Annotated in this window: 12 protein-coding genes; 10 read left to right on the top strand and 2 right to left on the bottom strand. The window is 74.6% G+C overall.

The annotated features are described in order from the left end of the window. Nucleotides 1–5 precede the first annotated feature (5 nt). The 10 genes from ACZ7D7_RS23105 (at nt 6) to ACZ7D7_RS23150 (ending at nt 11,657) form a co-directional block, all read left to right on the top strand. Complete coding sequence (locus ACZ7D7_RS23105) at nt 6–758, top strand: thioesterase II family protein (RefSeq protein ID WP_470826613.1); 753 nt, start codon at nt 6–8, stop codon at nt 756–758. After that, nucleotides 755–2,779, top strand: coding sequence for a phosphopantetheine-binding protein (locus ACZ7D7_RS23110; protein ID WP_470826614.1), 2,025 nt, complete (start codon nt 755–757; stop codon nt 2,777–2,779). The genes ACZ7D7_RS23105 and ACZ7D7_RS23110 overlap by 4 nt, the downstream gene beginning before the upstream one ends. After that, complete coding sequence (locus ACZ7D7_RS23115; protein ID WP_470826615.1) at nt 2,776–3,570, top strand: hypothetical protein; 795 nt, start codon at nt 2,776–2,778, stop codon at nt 3,568–3,570. Before ACZ7D7_RS23110 ends, ACZ7D7_RS23115 begins: the two co-directional genes overlap by 4 nt. A gap of 38 nt (nt 3,571–3,608) precedes the next feature. Continuing rightward, nucleotides 3,609–4,697, top strand: a complete 1,089-nt coding sequence (locus ACZ7D7_RS23120; RefSeq protein ID WP_470826617.1) for a beta/alpha barrel domain-containing protein — start codon at nt 3,609–3,611, stop codon at nt 4,695–4,697. Continuing rightward, the gene (locus tag ACZ7D7_RS23125) at nt 4,694–5,521 is read left to right on the top strand and encodes a fumarylacetoacetate hydrolase family protein (RefSeq protein WP_470826619.1); all 828 of its coding nucleotides are present in this window, start codon (nt 4,694–4,696) and stop codon (nt 5,519–5,521) included. The genes ACZ7D7_RS23120 and ACZ7D7_RS23125 overlap by 4 nt, the downstream gene beginning before the upstream one ends. 77 nt (nt 5,522–5,598) lie before the next feature. Next, nucleotides 5,599–7,356 (top strand): non-ribosomal peptide synthetase, encoded by a 1,758-nt coding sequence (locus ACZ7D7_RS23130; RefSeq protein WP_470826620.1) that lies wholly within the window; start codon nt 5,599–5,601, stop codon nt 7,354–7,356. 5 nt (nt 7,357–7,361) lie between these two features. After that, a complete protein-coding gene (gene asnB, locus ACZ7D7_RS23135; protein ID WP_470826622.1) occupies nt 7,362–9,140 on the top strand; it encodes an asparagine synthase (glutamine-hydrolyzing) in 1,779 nt (592 codons plus the stop codon). Next, nucleotides 9,137–9,853: a thioesterase II family protein gene (locus ACZ7D7_RS23140; protein WP_470826623.1), complete on the top strand. Its 717-nt coding sequence runs from the start codon at nt 9,137–9,139 to the stop codon at nt 9,851–9,853. The genes asnB and ACZ7D7_RS23140 overlap by 4 nt, the downstream gene beginning before the upstream one ends. 120 nt (nt 9,854–9,973) lie before the next feature. Further along, nucleotides 9,974–11,284 (top strand): cytochrome P450, encoded by a 1,311-nt coding sequence (locus tag ACZ7D7_RS23145; protein WP_470826624.1) that lies wholly within the window; start codon nt 9,974–9,976, stop codon nt 11,282–11,284. Between the two features lie 64 nt (nt 11,285–11,348). Continuing rightward, complete coding sequence (locus tag ACZ7D7_RS23150) at nt 11,349–11,657, top strand: acyl carrier protein (RefSeq protein WP_470826626.1); 309 nt, start codon at nt 11,349–11,351, stop codon at nt 11,655–11,657. Nucleotides 11,658–11,717: 60 nt separating this feature from the next. Here ACZ7D7_RS23150 and ACZ7D7_RS23155 read toward each other — a convergent pair whose 3' ends face one another. Both ACZ7D7_RS23155 and ACZ7D7_RS23160 read right to left on the bottom strand, forming a co-directional pair. Next, on the bottom strand, nt 11,718–13,466 hold the full coding sequence (locus ACZ7D7_RS23155; protein ID WP_470826628.1) for an acyl-CoA dehydrogenase: 1,749 nt from the start codon (nt 13,464–13,466) through the stop codon (nt 11,718–11,720). Beyond that, nucleotides 13,463–15,361, bottom strand: coding sequence for an acyl-CoA dehydrogenase (locus ACZ7D7_RS23160; protein WP_470826630.1), 1,899 nt, complete (start codon nt 15,359–15,361; stop codon nt 13,463–13,465). The genes ACZ7D7_RS23155 and ACZ7D7_RS23160 overlap by 4 nt, the downstream gene beginning before the upstream one ends. Between the last annotated feature and the right edge of the window lie 43 nt (nt 15,362–15,404).

Genomic DNA, 15,404 nt, shown 5'->3' on the forward strand with positions numbered 1-15,404 from the left:
CGGGCATGACGGGCATGACAGGCATGGACGCGGTGAAGCGGTTCAGCGGTGGATTCGACGGACAGCGGGTGGTCGCGGTCGGCGTGCCGCAGGCGGGCTCGGGCGTCCCGATGTTCTCCGAGTGGCCGGCGTCCTTCGGCGACGTCCCGTTCCTGCGCTACCACATCCCCGCGAGGGACCGCCGGCGCAAGGAGCCCGCGCCCACGTCGATCGAGAACCTCTGCGACGACCTGACGGCGTCCGTCGCCGCCCTCGGCACGCTCGGCGTCGAGTCCGTCGTCCTCACCGGGCACTGCATGGGCGCGCTCGTCGCGGACGCCGTGGCCGCCCGGCTGCGGGGCGACATGCGCGTCGCCACCGTGCTGTCCAGCATGCGCCCGGCCAAGGAGGGCCTCTACGGCGCCTACGCGACGTCGATGTCCGACGCGGAGATCCTCCAGATCATGAACGCCGCGCTCGTGACCTCCGGAAGGCCGCCCGTGCACGAGGCGTTCGCCGGGATCGCGGTGTCGGCGCTGCGCGCGGACGTCCTGCTGCTGACGAAGTACTTCGGCGAGGGCGGCGAACAGGACTACCCCCGTACCGTCGTGCGGTGGAGCGACGACGCGTTCGTCCCGGCGAGCGACCTGGAGTACTGGAGGACTTTCGCCGGGACCACGGTGATCGAGGCGGACGGCCCGCCGGAGCACTACCTCGTGGCCGGCAACGCCGCGATCCGCCGCGTCGAGCACCTGTGCCTGGCCGCGGAGCGCGGATGACCGGGACAGCGGAGGCCACCGGGACGGCACCGGCGACACCGGCCCCGAGCACGGCGCACACGGCAGCCACGACAGCGGCCCCGACCACGGACCGCACGACCCCCACGACGCCGCAGGCCGACGAGATCCGGGAGGCCGAGGCGCTCCTCGGCGGGCTGGAGATCCGTACCGGAGCGGCCTTCGTGATCGACGGCGAGGTCGACGTCGCCGGGCTGGCCGCGGCCTGGATCCGTTGCGGCGACCGGATCTCGCGGGACGAGGACGGCCGACGGCTGTTCACCGTGGCGCCGCTGACGCCGCCCGGCGACCCGGTGCCGGCCGGCGTCCGCGAGGCGCGCGACCGGGCCGCCCTGGCCGAGCCCACGGACGCCGCGCTGTTCTCCCGGCTGCACCGCCTGACCGACGGGACCATGGTGTGGTCCGTGTTCGCGCACCACGCCGTCCTGGACGGCGTCGGCCTGGTGCACTTCATGTCCGTGGTCCGGGAGTTCTACCTGGGCGCCGCCGGGGTGGACGACGTCCCGTGGCCGTACGCGACGTGGGAGGACTCACGGCGGCTGGCCGTCAAGATGTTCCAGCACCGGGCCAAGGCCGAGGCACGCGTCCTCGACCGGGTCACGGAGGGGGGACCGGCGGCGCCGGTGCTCGTCGGGCCGAAACGCCGGACGCCGACCGTGCCCAGGGTCGCCCGGCTGGGCCGGGTCCGCCCCGCCGCCCTCCCGGCGGCGGACGGGAGGGCCGGGCAGGCGGGGACGGCGCAGGCCTCCCTCGCATGGCTGTGCGGCTACACCTCCGTGCTGCTGTTCGCGGCGACCGGCGAGTCGGCGGTGCAGCTCTCCGTTCCCCGCGCGGGCGTCTCCCGCGGCGCGGCGCAGCCGCTCGGCAGCTTCGCCTACACGCTCCCGCTGGTGGTGCGGCACCCGGAGGACGCGTCGGTCGGGGAGTTCCTCGACGGCGTCGCCGCCGACATCCGCTACAACCGCTGGAGCCAGTGCTTCCGCAGCGGGAGCCTGCGCCGCTCGTTCGGCCCGAACGTGAACCTGTTCCCGGTGGACCTCTCCGCGGGCACCGACCACCGGGGCGCCCACTGGCGGTACGAACTCATCGCGTCCGGCCCGGTCGAGGACGTCGACATCGTCTGCGCCTTCGACGGCGCGGCACACGACGTCCGCGCCCAGGTCGGCATGGCCGGACTCTCCGCACCCGACTTCCGCCGGGTGGAGGGCGCGCTGCGCGCCGTACTGGAGGACTTCGCCGCCGCCGACCCCGCGACACCAGCAGCCGACGTCCTGCGACGCGCGCGTGCGCACCTCGCGCCGCTGACCGGGCTGAACCGGGAGCTGACCGCGCTCGCCCCCACGACGGGCGGCACCGCGGACGCCTCCGGTCAGTCCTCGGACGAGGCGGCGGTGCGCGACGCGGTCGCCGAGGTACTGCGGGCCCGGTACGGCCCGTCGTCGGACCCGGAGGACTACGACTTCTTCGAGTCGGGCGGCAGTTCCCTGGACGCGGTGACCCTCGTCAAGGAGATCTCCGACGCCGTCGGCCGCTCCCTGGACCTGGCCACGCTGTACTACCACCCGACGTTCGACGAACTGGTCGCGGCCGTCGCCTCGGCCTCCGCCGACCCCGGTGACGACGCCCGCGCACCGCGGTGGCAGGCGGCCGGCTTCTTCGTCATCGACGCAGGCGCCGCCGACGGCACGGCCGCGCACCCGCGGACCGAGGCCCTCGGCCGGCTGCTCGGCCACGTGCCCGAGGCGTGGGGGACGGGCGGGGCCGACGGCCCGGTGACCGTTGCCGCCGACGACGTGGCGGAACTCGTGACCACCACCGGCGGTGACGGGCTCCTGTCGCTGCGAGCCGAGTGGCAGCCCGGCGCGACGGCGATACGGCTGTCCGTCCGCGCGCGGCAGGCGACGACGGAGGCCCACGCGCGCGACGCCGTCACCCGCGCCGCGGCGGCCTGCGGCCTCGGGCCGGTCGTGCACTCCGTGTTCGGGGAGGTGTTCGCGGCATGACCACCACGACCGAGGGCCCGCACACCGCCTCGGCACCGACCTCCGGGCGGTTCGGCGTGCGCTTCGCGGTGTCCCGTGACTTCGACCGGGCCGACACCGCGCGGGCCGTGCTCTGCTTCGGCGGAATCGGCGGCGACGACACCGTCCAGTGCTGGCAGACCACCGGCGCCGAACTGCTCGCCGGGCACGACGTGGCCGTGTTCGTCACCCCCGACTGGGCGGCCGCCCTGACCACCGGCACCGGCGTCGAAGGCCTCGCCGCCGCACTCGCCGAGGACGTGCGCCGCGTCGCCGAACTGAGCGGCCTCGAACTCGACGTCGTCACCACCGTCGGCTACTCCGCCGGATGCGACCTCGCCCTCGCCGTCGGCAGCGCGCTCGAGTCGGTGGAACGCGTGGTGTGCGTGTCCGCCTACGCGGGCGGCGAGTTCCTGCCCGGCTGCGTCTACCTGGCGCTGCGCCGGGGCAGGTCGCTCGCGCAACTGCGCGCACTGCTGCGCTGGCGCAGGCGCTGGCTCGGCTTCCTGCCCCGCGCGTCGCTCGACGTCACGGTGGCGGTGGCCGGCCGGGCGCCCCGGCGCACCCGGCGCCGCGAGAGGCAGGGCGCGTCCGCGCTCGAGGTCGTGGACGAGCGGGTGGCCCGCCGGTGCACGGAGCGCTTCCTGCGGCGGATTCCGGACGGCGCGCTGCGGCTCGAGGTGTGCCCGGTGGCCGGACACACGTGGACGGCGTGGCAGCCGTCGGCGGTGCGGCTGCTGCGTGCGGCGAACGCGGGTCCGCGCGACCGATGAACAGGCGGCCAGGGGTCCACGAGACGAATGAGGACGAGATGCACGGGATATCCGGCGGGTTGATCAACGGGGACGGCCGGCCCTGGGAACTGCTCGACACGACGCTGCGCGACGGCGGCTACGCGGTCGACTTCCGGTTCGACGAGGCCTTCGTCGCCGAGCTGATGGCCGGGCTCGACCGGACGCCGGTGCGGCTGGTGGAGATCGGGCACGGTTTCGGCTTCGAGGCCGAACGGCGCGGCATGCCGCCGAGCAGCATCGACCTCACACGGTGGTGCGAACTCGCCGCCACCGGGCTGCCCTCCTCGTCCTGGGGCATGTTCGCCCAGCCGGAGTTCAGCAGCCTCTCGACGCTGGCGGCGCTGTGCGCGGACGGCATGTCGTTCGTCCGGGTCGGCGCTGAGCCGCGCCGGGTCCCCGAGATCCTCGGCTACCTCGACAAAGCGGTCGAGCTGTGCGACCACGTCTTCCTCAACCTGATGAAGACCAGCGACACCCCGGCCGAGGAACTGCCCCGGTTCCTCAAGGACGTCCCCGCCGAACTCGCCGGCGTCTACGTCGTCGACTCCAACGGGTCGATGCTGCCCGCCGACGTCGAACGCTACGTCCGGGTGGTCGCCGACCTCACCGGCGTGGTCGGCTTCCACGGCCACGACAACCTGGGCATGGCGAACGCCAACAGCCTGGCCGCCGCGGAGGCGGGAGCGTCCGTCGTGGACGCCACCCTCGACGGGCTCGGCCGGGGCGCGGGCAACGCGAGCATCGAGTCCCTCGCGGGCATCCTCGCGGCGCGGGGCGACGACCGTTTCGGCTACCAGGAGCTGGCGCGGCTGGCGCAGGTGTGCCGCGGCACGCTCGACGTCGTCCCCGAGAACCGCCGGATGCAGGTGCTCGGCGGCGTGATCGGCATGCACTCGGGGCTGTTCGACCTCGTCGAGGAGACCAGCGCCCGCTTCGGGCTGTGCGAGGCGGCCGTGATGGCGGAGGCCGTCCGGATCGCCCCGTACGACGCGGGCCGCGCCGACGTCGAGCTCGCCGCGCGGACTCTCGCGCCCCACACCGGACTCGCGACCGGCCCCGCCGCCTCGGCGGCCGGACCGCACCAACCAGAGGGAGGCGCCCGATGAGGCTCGTACGGTGGAAGAACGGCAACGAGGTCGAGCGGTACGCGAGCGCGGACGGCGCGCGGTGGACACGGCTCGCCGGGCTGCCGGAGGGCGTCCGGCTCATCGACCTGGCCACCCCCGAGGGGCTCGCGAGGCTGGTGGAGCCCCGGCTGGCCGGCTCGGCCGCCGGGACCGACCTCGACCTCGATCGCGCCGCCACCGTCGTGGACGGCGGCGACATCTGGGGCGCCGGCCTCAACTACCTCGGCCACTCCCAGGACTTGGGCGTCGACCAGCCCAAGTCGGCCCCCGGGTCGTACCTGCGGCCGCACAGTTGCCTGATCGACAACTCCGGGACCATCGAACTGCCCCGGCAGAGCGACCGGGTCACCGCCGAGGCGGAACTCGGCCTCGTCATCGGCGTCACCTGCAAGAACGTTTCCCACGGCGAGTGGCGGAACGTCGTGGCCGGGGTGACGACGGTGCTCGACCTCACGGCGGAGGACGCCATCCGGGAGAACCCGCGCCACATTCCGTGGTCCAAGGGGTTCGACACGTTCTGCAGCATCGGGCCCCAGCTCGTGACCCTCGACGAGTTCGACGACGAACAGCTGCGGTCGCTCACCGTGTCGACCGTCCGCAACGGCGAGGTCGTCGCGTCGGCGCAGGTGTCCGGGATGCGCTACGACCTCGGCCGGCTCGTCGAACACTTCACCGCCGGGCGCACGCTGACCCCCGGCACCGTCATCTGCACCGGCACCCCGGGTGCCGCCGTGATCAACCCCGGTGACCGGATCGAGGCCGTCGTCGAGGGCGTCGGCACGCTCCGGCACCCCGTCACCTGAGCCACGCGCCCACCGCAACCGCCGGCACCGAGACCCGCCGGCATCGAGCGACATCGAGTACGAGGACGACACCACTCATGCGAGACACCCCGGTGGCCCAGGCGATTCGGTGGGCCGTTGACACGCACCCCGACAGCGTCGCCGTCCGGACGCCGGACGGGGCGCTCACCTACCGCGAGTTCGGCGCGGCGGCGCAGCGCCTCGCCGACCGGCTGGACACCGTCGTCAGCCCGCGCGGCTTCGTCGGCATCGACGGCACCCGCGGCGCCGGGCCGGTCGTCGCGATGGTCGCGTGCCTGTGGGCCGGGCGGCCGTTCGTCGTCGTGGACCCGCGGGACAGCGAGGCCTCGACGGAGAAGAAGTTCGCCGCGCTGGACGTCGAGGCGGTGACGGCGTACCCGGCCGGTGACGGCGCGGACCTCGGCGCGGTCGACGTCCTGCCGAGGCCGCGGCTGGCGCGGCGCTCCCCGTCGACGCCGGACGCCGTGGGCCGGGAGACGCCGTCGGAGGTCAAGGAACAGCTCGCCTACGCGGTGTTCACGTCGGGCTCCACCGGCGAGGCCAAGTGCGTGCTCGTCGCCGCCGAGCCGCTGGCCCCGATGGTGGCCGACCACGTGACGCGGCTGGAGGTCGGCCCCGGCTGCCGCACCCTGCAGTTCGCGCGGCTGACGTTCGACGGGTGCATCACCGAGATCCTGTGGACGCTGACCTCGGGCGCCTGCCTCGTCGTCGTGGGGGAGGCCGCGCTGACACCCGGCACCGAACTCGCCGCCACGCTGGAGACCTACGGCGTCACCCACCTGAAGACGACCCCGTTCGCGCTCACCGAGACCAGCCCGCCGGAGAACTCCTCGCTCGTCCACGTGATCAACGGCGGGGGCCCGTGCCGGCAGGCCGTGGTCCAGCGCTGGTCGGCCGTCGCCGCGTTCCACAACGCCTACGGGCTCACCGAGACGACCGTGTGCAACCTGCTGACGCCGCCGCTGGACCCGGACCGGTGCCGCGACGGCGTGCCGCTCGGCGAGGTCGTCGGCGACTGCGCGTACGCACTGGAGCCCGCACAGCCCGCGTCGGACCGGCCGGGGACGTCCGACGACCCGGTGCGCGGCGAACTCGTCATCCGCGGGCGGAGCGTCGGCGTCGGATACCTGACCGACGACGGCATCACCCGCTTCCGCGACGCCGACGACCAGCCGGTCTACCGCACCGGGGACGTCGTGGAACGGCGCGGGAACGAGCTGTTCTACGTCGAGCGCCTGGACCGCCGGCTCAAGGTGCGCGGCTACCGCATCGACCCCGGCGAGATCGAGGCCGCGGCCTGCCGGCTGCCGTCCGTGCGCGAGGCCGTGGTGCTGGCCGAATCCGTGGCGGGCGCAGAAGCCGGCACGGGTACCGACCCCGCTGCCGCGGCGGACGTACTGGCCTGCTACTACGTCGGCGAGGCCGACGCACGGGACCTGCGCACCCACCTGGAAACGGTGGTCGAACGGTACAAGGTCCCCTCGGTCGTGAAACGGGTCGAGCGGATGCCGTACACGCCCAACGGCAAGGTCGACCGCGAGGCGCTGCGCCGGGGCCGCGCGGCGCGGGAGGCCGACGGCGGAGCGCCGCGGACGCCCGAGGACGAGGTGCTCGACCTGGTGAGCGAGCTGACCGGCGTCGAGAACGTGCGCCCGGAGGACAACTTCTTCGAGATCGGCGGCGATTCCGCCACGACGCTGCTGCTGGTGAACAGGCTCCGCGAACTCGGCTGGGCCGACGCGGCCGTGCGCGACGTACTGCGCGCCGAGAACCTCGCCGCGCTCGTGGACCGGCTGCCGACGGGCACGGTGTAGCCGACGTGTGCGGAATCAGCGGCACCTTCGCCCCGGACGGACGCCTGGACCGCGGCATCCCGGTCCAGCTGCACGACCGGCTCGGCCACCGCGGCCCCGACGAGACCTACTCGCTGGACACGCCGACGCTGTCGGCCAAGCTGGCCCGGCTCGGCATGACCGGGCTCGCCGACGGCTGGCAGCCCGCCCAGGACCGCGGCGGCCGGTTCGTGGCGCTCACCAACGGCGAGGTCTTCAACGCGCGCGAACTGTGGGCGGAACTCGGCGTCGAGCCCGTGAACGGCGTGGACGTGGCCGTCGTGCCCGAGCTGGTCGCGCGCCACGGAGTGGACGGACTGGCGCGCATCGACGGCCAGTTCGCCACCGCCGTGCTCGACCGGGCCGAGAACGTGCTGTATCTGGCGCGGGACCGGTTCGGCGTCTGCCCGCTGTACTTCACGGTCGCCGACGGACGCGTGCACTTCTGCTCCGAGTTGAAGCCGCTGGTGCGCGCGCTCGACGGCCCGTGGCGGCTCGACCCGGCCGCCGTCGACCAGTACCTGGCGCTCGGCAACATCGTCGCGCCCCGCACCGTGGTGAGCGGGGTGCACGCCGTCGAACCGGCCTGCGCCGTCCGCTTCGCCGCCGACGGACACCGGACCGTACGGTTCTGGCGGTACGGCGACGGCTTCGCCGACCCGGCGCAGGGCGCCGAACCCGTGTCGGCGGCGGACCTGCGCGACGGGCTGCGGTCGGCGGTCGCCGCGCGCCTGGACGCCGACGTCGAGATCGGCGCGTACCTCAGCGGCGGCTTCGACTCCTCCGCTCTGCTGATGGAGGCGGCCGGGCTGTCCGACCGTGTCCGGTCCTTCTCGGTGGTGTTCGACGACCCGGCGCTGAACGAGGCCGACTACCAGCGCGAAGTGGTGGCGGCGGCGGGCAGCAAGCACGAGGAAGTCGTCTGCCGGGACACGGACATCGCCGCCCGCTTCGAGGACATGGTCCGGCACTGCTGCGTACCGCAGCGCGAGACCTACAACGTGGCGGCGCTCATGCTGTCCGAACAGGTCCGCGCGGCCGGCATCAAGGGCGTCATCTCCGGCGAGGGCGCCGACGAACTGTTCTTCGGCTACGACTCCTACGCCTTCGACGGCGTCCGGCACCTCAAACGCCCCTCCCACCCCGAGAACGAGACCGCGTGGGGCCGGGCCGACTTCGGCTGGGAGACCGACCCGGCCACCGCCGAGGACCGCCGTACCCGCCTGCTGTCGCCCGCCGCCCGGGAAGCGGTGCGCGGCCAGGAGTTCTGGCGCACCCGGCTGATCCCGTTCACCGACGCCGAGGCCCGGTCGCTGACGCGGTCGCAGCTGCGGTCGGTCGCCGATGTCCACGTGCAGCTCGGCGGGCACCTGCTCGGCGACCACGGCGACGCGATGCTCATGGCGAACTCGGTGGAGGGCCGCTACCCCTTCCTGGCCAACCCCGTCGTGGACCTCGCCCAGCGGACCCCGGACGCGGCGAAGGTCGAGGACTTCGAGGGCAAGGCCGTGCTGAAGGCCGCGTACCGCGGCATCGTGCCGGACCGGGTCATCGACCGGGCCAAGCACGGCTTCACCGCGCAGAGCCTGCGCGCGGTCGTCGACGACCGCACCTGGCGGGGCTGGCGTGACCTGGTGGCCGCGAGCGGGGTGCTCGACCCGTCCTGCGTGGACGACGACAGCGCACTGGCCGGCGGCAAGTGGGACTTCCGGCTGAGCGCCATCAGCCTCGCCATCGTCGTCGACGAGCTGGGACTGCGGCTGTGAGCGAGGGCAACGGCTCGCCCCGGGACGTCGTCGCGTTCCCCGGCGCGGGCTCCTTCGGCGGTGAATTCCGTGCGCTGCGACGCGCGTTGCCCACGGGCGCGCGGCTCGTCGCCCTCCAGTACCCGGGGCGGGGCTCGGCGCTCCCGGCCGTGACGTCGTTCGACGACCTCGTGGCCGCGTGTGTCACCCGGATCCGCCAACTCCCGGGCTCGCCATGTGTGTTGATCGGGCACAGCTTCGGCGCCTTCGTCGCACGCGCCACCGCGTCGGCCCTCCAGGCCGCCGGAATCCCGGTCGCCGCGCTCGTGGTCGTCGGGGCGGACGCCCCGGCCCGGGTGGCGGTGCCCGTCGGGGCCGCCCGCTCCCGCGAGGCGACACGGGCGTACCTGGACGGACTCGGCGACGACGTGCTCGGACAGGTGCCCGACGACGAATGGCGGGAGATCGTCGTCGACACCGCCTGGCGCGACCTGCGGCTGCTGACCGGGTTCAAGGGCTCGGCACCGGCGAAGCTCCGCTGCCCGGTGCTGGCGGTGCGGGGCCGGGACGACCCGATCACGGCCGACGACCGGATGTCGGCGTGGGCCGACACGACGGAAGGCCGGTTCGCGGCGGTGTCCCTGCCCGGTGGACACACGGACGTGCTGTCGTCACCGGACTTCCTGGCCCGCGCCGGCGCCGTCATCGCCGCGGCGGACCTGCCGGACGACTGACGGCGGCGCCCCGCCCGCACGTCACCGGAGCACCGGCCCGCCACGCCGACGCTCCTCACCAGAGCCCGGCCCACGGCCGCCCACCGACCCAGAAGTGCCCACGCAGCAGGAGGTTTCCCGTTGAGTACCGCCCAGTCCGCTCCGTCCCCGGCCCGAGTGCCCGGCTCCCGGCTCCCGGGCCCCGTACAGCTGGCCGCCTCGCTGGTGGACCGCCGGGCTGCCGTCCTCTCCCTGCACCGCCGCTACGGCCCCACCTTCACCACCGTGCTGCCGCTCCTCGGCCGGGTCGTCGTGACCAACGAGTCGGCGGACGTACGCACCCTGTTCCGGGCCGACACGGACGTCGTCGACGTCGTCGACCAGAACCTCGGCCGGCTGCTCGGTCCCGGATCGCTGTTCGGGCAGCGCGGCGAGGTGCACCGCAAGCGCCGGCGCCTGCTGGCGCCACCGTTCCACGGCCGCCGGCTCGCGGTGTACGAACGGATCGTCGAGGAGGAGACACTCGCCGAGCTGGCGAACTGCCCGAAGGGCACGGAGTTCCCGATCCGCCCCGTGACCGCCCGGATCACCCTGAGCGCGATCCTGCGCGCCGTGTTCGGCGCCGAGGGCACCGAGCTCGACGAACTGCGCGCGCTGGTCCCGAAGATGGTCAACCTGGGCTCGGTGCTTGCCATCCTGCCGGTGCCCGAGTGGAACCTCGGCGGGTACGCCCCGTGGGGCCGCTTCCGCCTGCTGCGCCGGCAGTACGAGGACATCGTCGACCGGCTCGTTGCGCGGGCCGAGGAGGACCTCGAGTCGCGCGAGGACGTCCTGTCCATGCTGCTGCAGAGCCGGTTCGAGGACGGCTCGCCCATGACGCGCTCCGAGATCGGGGACCAGCTGCTGAGCCTCCTCGCCGCCGGGCACGAGACCACGGCGATGGTGCTGGTCTGGGCGTTCGAACGCGTCCGCAGGCACCCGGAACTCCTGGAGCGGCTCGTCGCGGAGGCCGACGGCGACGGGCGCGAGCTGACCGACGCGACCATGACCGAGGTGCAGCGGGTCCGGCCGGTCGTCGACCTGATCGGCCGCAAGGTCATGGCCGACACCCTGGAACTGCGGTCGTGCACCCTGACGCGGGGGCAGACCGTGGTCACCGCCGTCGAAGCCGTCCACAACGACCCGGAACTGTTCACCGACCCGGAACGCTTCGACCCCGACCGCTTCCTGGGAAGCCGCCCGGACCCGGCCGCGTGGATCCCCTTCGGCGGCGGCCCCCGCCGGTGCGTCGGCGCCGCGTTCGCGCAGATGGAACTGCGGGTCGTGCTGCGGACGGTGCTGCGCCACTACACGCTGGCGCCCACCGCCGCGCCGGGCGAACGCAGCCGCCTGCGCGGCATGGCGACCGTCCCCGCGGGCGGCGGCAAGGTCGTCCTCACCCCCCGCCACTGACACCGGACGTCACCACCGGCTCGCCCACGCGCGACCCGCCATCCCCACCCTTACGGAGGAAAACATGACGACTTCGCACCAGACCCCGCACCCGGCCCCACACCCGGCCACCGACGAGGAGCCCGGCGCCGCGTCCGCCGAGGCGATCGCGGACTGGCTCACCGCCTGCATCGCCGACTTCCGCGAAATGCAGCCGTCGGACGTCGACCGCGACGCGCCCCTGGCCGACCTGGGCCTGGACTCGGTGTACGCGCTGACCCTGTGCGGCGACATCGAGGACCACTGGGGTCTGGAGACCGACCCCACCGTGGCCTGGGACTACCCCACGATCAACGCCCTGGCGGGCCACCTGCACGAGCGCCTGAGGGCGTGAGCGCCCCGCCGGGCGAGAGGAACGTCCCGCCCGGCGAGGGCAACCGGGCGCTCACGCCCGTCACCGCGGCCGGACGACCGGGTCGGGATCGAGGTCCAGGCTCAGGCCGAGCTCCGTCCGGGCGGTGGCCCGGTCGAACAGGGCCGCCGTGTCCGCCGCCGGCGCGGGACGGGTCGACCGCCCGCGGCGGGGCGTGAGCCGCCGCAGCACCGCCGCGAGCCACCACGGGCTCCCGGCCTCGTCGTCGGTGTCCCGGGCCGCCGCGTGCCTGCCCAGGCAGGCCCCGGCGGCGAGCAGACGGGCGTACCGGTCGGCCAGTGCGAGGGCCCGCCGGTCGGCCTCCACGCCCCGGCGGGCCGGGGGGAGCGCGGCGGCGTCCGCCCCGACGGCCCCCGCCGCGGTGGCGAGCGTGGACAGCTTGGCCCGGGTCCCGGCGTCGTACCGCGCGTCGGCGGCAGCGGCGCCCGCGAGTTCGACCGTGGTCGTCAGCAGCGGATCGGTGCGGCTGCCCAGCATCCGCAGCCGCGAGAGGTCCAGCTCCGGCAGGCGCGTGGCGGTGAACAACTCGGCGGCGGCGGGCGCCGGAGCGGGCCGCAGGCCGGGCAGCTGCCCGAGCACCGTCAGCAGACAACTGACGCCACCGGCGTGACCGATCGAGACACCGGCGGCGTCCCTCAGATGCTTGCCGACGATGGCGTACTCGCCCTCCCGCAGGTAACTCCGCGCCCCCAGCACCACGGCGAGATCGGCCAGCGCCGCCTCCACCACCTGCGGCACCAGGTACTTCGCGGCGGCGGCGTAGCGGGCCCCGCCCTCCGGATGCAGGTGCAGCGCGCGAGCGGCGGTCGTCGCCATCGCCTGGGCCAGGTGCAGGTCGGCGTACGCGCCCGCCAACAGGCCGCGCGCGTGCGGCAGATCCGCCACGGCACGCCCGTACAGCCGGCGCCCGCGGGCGAACCGCAGCACCGCGTCCAGCGCCGCCTCCAGCAGCGACGTCGCCGCGCCCGCCGTCGCACACCGGCTCACCTGGAACGCGGTGAGCGTGCTCGGCACGCCCATCCCGACCCGGCCGACGACCGCGCTCGACGGCACCGGACAGTCCTCGAAGCGCAGACCGGCCAGACGGCAGCCGGTGAGCCCGACGGTGCGGTACCGGGGCAGCCTGCCGAACCGCCCGGACGGCAGGGCGTCGAGGTCGTCCAGCAGCATCAGCGTGTGGGCCTGCTCGGGCCGGTCGTCCGCGCCGGTGCGGGCCAGCACGAGCGCCGCCGGCGCGTGGCCCGCGTTGTTGATGACGTGCTTCTCGCCGCTCAGGAGCCAGCCCTCCTCGCCCTCGGCGGCGGGGCGGGCGGCAAGGGCGTTGGAGGACAGGTCGTTGCCGTGCGCCAGTTCGTGGAACGCCACCGACACCGGCCGTCCCGCCAGCAGCAGCCGCGCCACCCGGTCGCGCTGTTCCTCCGACCCGGCCGAGAACACCGGCAGCGCCGCCATCAGCGACGTCAGCCCATAGCCGAGGCCGAGTCCGGCGTCCCGGCGGAACACCGGCCGCAGCCGGCGGACCAGCTCGTCGACGCCGGCGAACCGGCCGCCGAGCGACACCGGCACGAACTCGGCCCCGGCGCCCCACGCGTCGAGCACGGCCGTGGCGGACTCGGGCACGGTGCCGTCGTCGTCCGCCGCGAGCACGGCGGCGTACCCGGCGGGGTTCGCGGGGTCGAAGGGGTCGCCCAGGGCCTTCTCCAGCGCGCCGGGCTCGCCGGGCCTACCGGTCCGGGGTGTGCGGTCGAGAGGGATCTCGGAGGTCGTCATGCCGCACCTGCCAGCCGCGTCGGGAACAGCGAGGTCAGCCGCCCGTGGCGGACCTGGTCGCGCAGGGCGCGGAGCAGCGTCGCGTACGCCTGGTCGAGGGCGGCGTCGTCCTCGGCGCGGTGCGGGCCGTGGGTGCCCGGCGCACGGTCCGCGTCGTGTGCGTCGTGGGCGCGATCCGCGCCGTCCGTGCGGTCTGCGCCGTCCGTGCCGAACACGGCATCGAACTCGTCGCACCGGTCGCCGTCCTCCAGCCTGCCGAGCGCGGCGAGCAGCCAACTGTCGTCCCGCCACGGGGAGGTGACGTCCGTGTCGTCCGCGCCGAACGTGTCACGGTTGGCCAGCCACAGGGCGGTCGCGGCGGCGCCCGCGAGCAGGTGGGCGAGCCGGTCGGCCTGGTCGAACGCCTCGGCCGGCACGTCGGGCGGTGTGACGGCGGGAGTCAGCCGGGCCGGCAGCTGCCTGGCCCGGTCCCGCAACCGCCGCACGGCACGGGCGTGGGGGGCGAGTCCGGGTTCCCCGGCAGCCAGCTCGGCGACCCGGCGCGCCGAGTCGTCCAGGGAGTGCAGGAGGCTCACCCCGGAGGTCACCGCGAGCCGGAGCCGCCGCCGGTCCAGTGCGGGCAGTTCCCGGGAGAGATCCACGGCCGCCGACAGGCCGGGCGCGGGGTCGCGGGGCGTGCGGGCCGCCCGGACGAGCGCCGGGAACTGGCTGATCAGCGAGTTCAGGTTCACGACCGTGTTGCCGTCGAAGAGGGACACGATGCGGTGATCACGCTCCAGCTTCTGGAACTCCCCGGCGCCGGGGGCGACGTCGCCTCCTGCGGCGTCCTCGCCCGCGACGTCACGGAGCCAGGCACGCGCCCCCAGCAGCCGGCGCAGCCGGGCCACCAGGTCCTCCGTCCGCACCGGCACCAGGTACTTCACCGCCGCCGACAGCACGCTCAACTCGCCCGGCAGCGCCTGGATGGCACGCGTGGCGACCACCGACAGCGCCTCGTCCAGCAAGTGGTCGGCGTAGCACTCGGCGAGGGTGCGGGCGGCGTCGGGCAGCGTGACGAGCCGCTTGCCGTACAACACCCGGCGCTCCGCGAAGCCGACGGCCTCGCGCAGCGCGTGGTCGCCCGCGCCCAGCGACAGGGCCGAGCAGAGGGTCCGGGTCAGCTGCAGCGACTTGAGCACGATCTCAAGGCCGTGCCCGGCCGGCCCCACGCGGTCCTCCTCGCCGTCCACGACGAGCCCGTCCAGGCGGAACCCGCTGATGTCGGCTCCCCGGATCCCGACCGTGCGCACCTTGGGCAGCGGCAGGAACGACCCCGCGTCGACCCGGTTCTTGTCGACGAGGTAGAGGGAGAAGCCCCGTGGCCCGCCCGCGGGATCGGAGCGGGCCAGGACACAGGCCAGTTCACCGCGCGTCGCGTTGTTGATCAGCCACTTCTCGCCGTCGAGGCGCACCTTCCCGGTCCCGTGCGCGGTGCCGGGTGACGGGTCCGGGCAGGGCGTGGCCGTGAGGTCGCCGCCCAACAGGTCGCTGCCGTGCGCGCGTTCGGTGAGGCCCCAGGCCACCGCCCTGCCCTTGTCCACCTCGGACGCCAGCCGCGCGGCCTGACGCTCGTCCCCGGCCACCCAGACGCACACCGAGCCGAGGAACGTCTTGCCGTGCGCGATGGCGACCGTGAGATCGCGCCCGGCGACCGCCCGCACGAGCGCCGCCGCCGCTTCGTAGTCACGCAGCAGGCCGCCGTGCTCGACGGGGACGTAGTAGCGGTGGAGTCCGAAGGACGTGAGCGCGGCGACGGCGCCGGCCGGGAAGGCCTCGTCCTCGTCCAGCCGCGCCGTCTCGGCACGCAACGGCTCGGGGCTGCCGAGGCAGTGCTCCAAGGCCTCGAACGCGAGCACCGGCGGGCGTCGGAGCCCCGCCGCTGCCGCTGCCGCCGTCGTT

This window comes from Streptomyces sp. NPDC037054, from assembly GCF_055606745.1.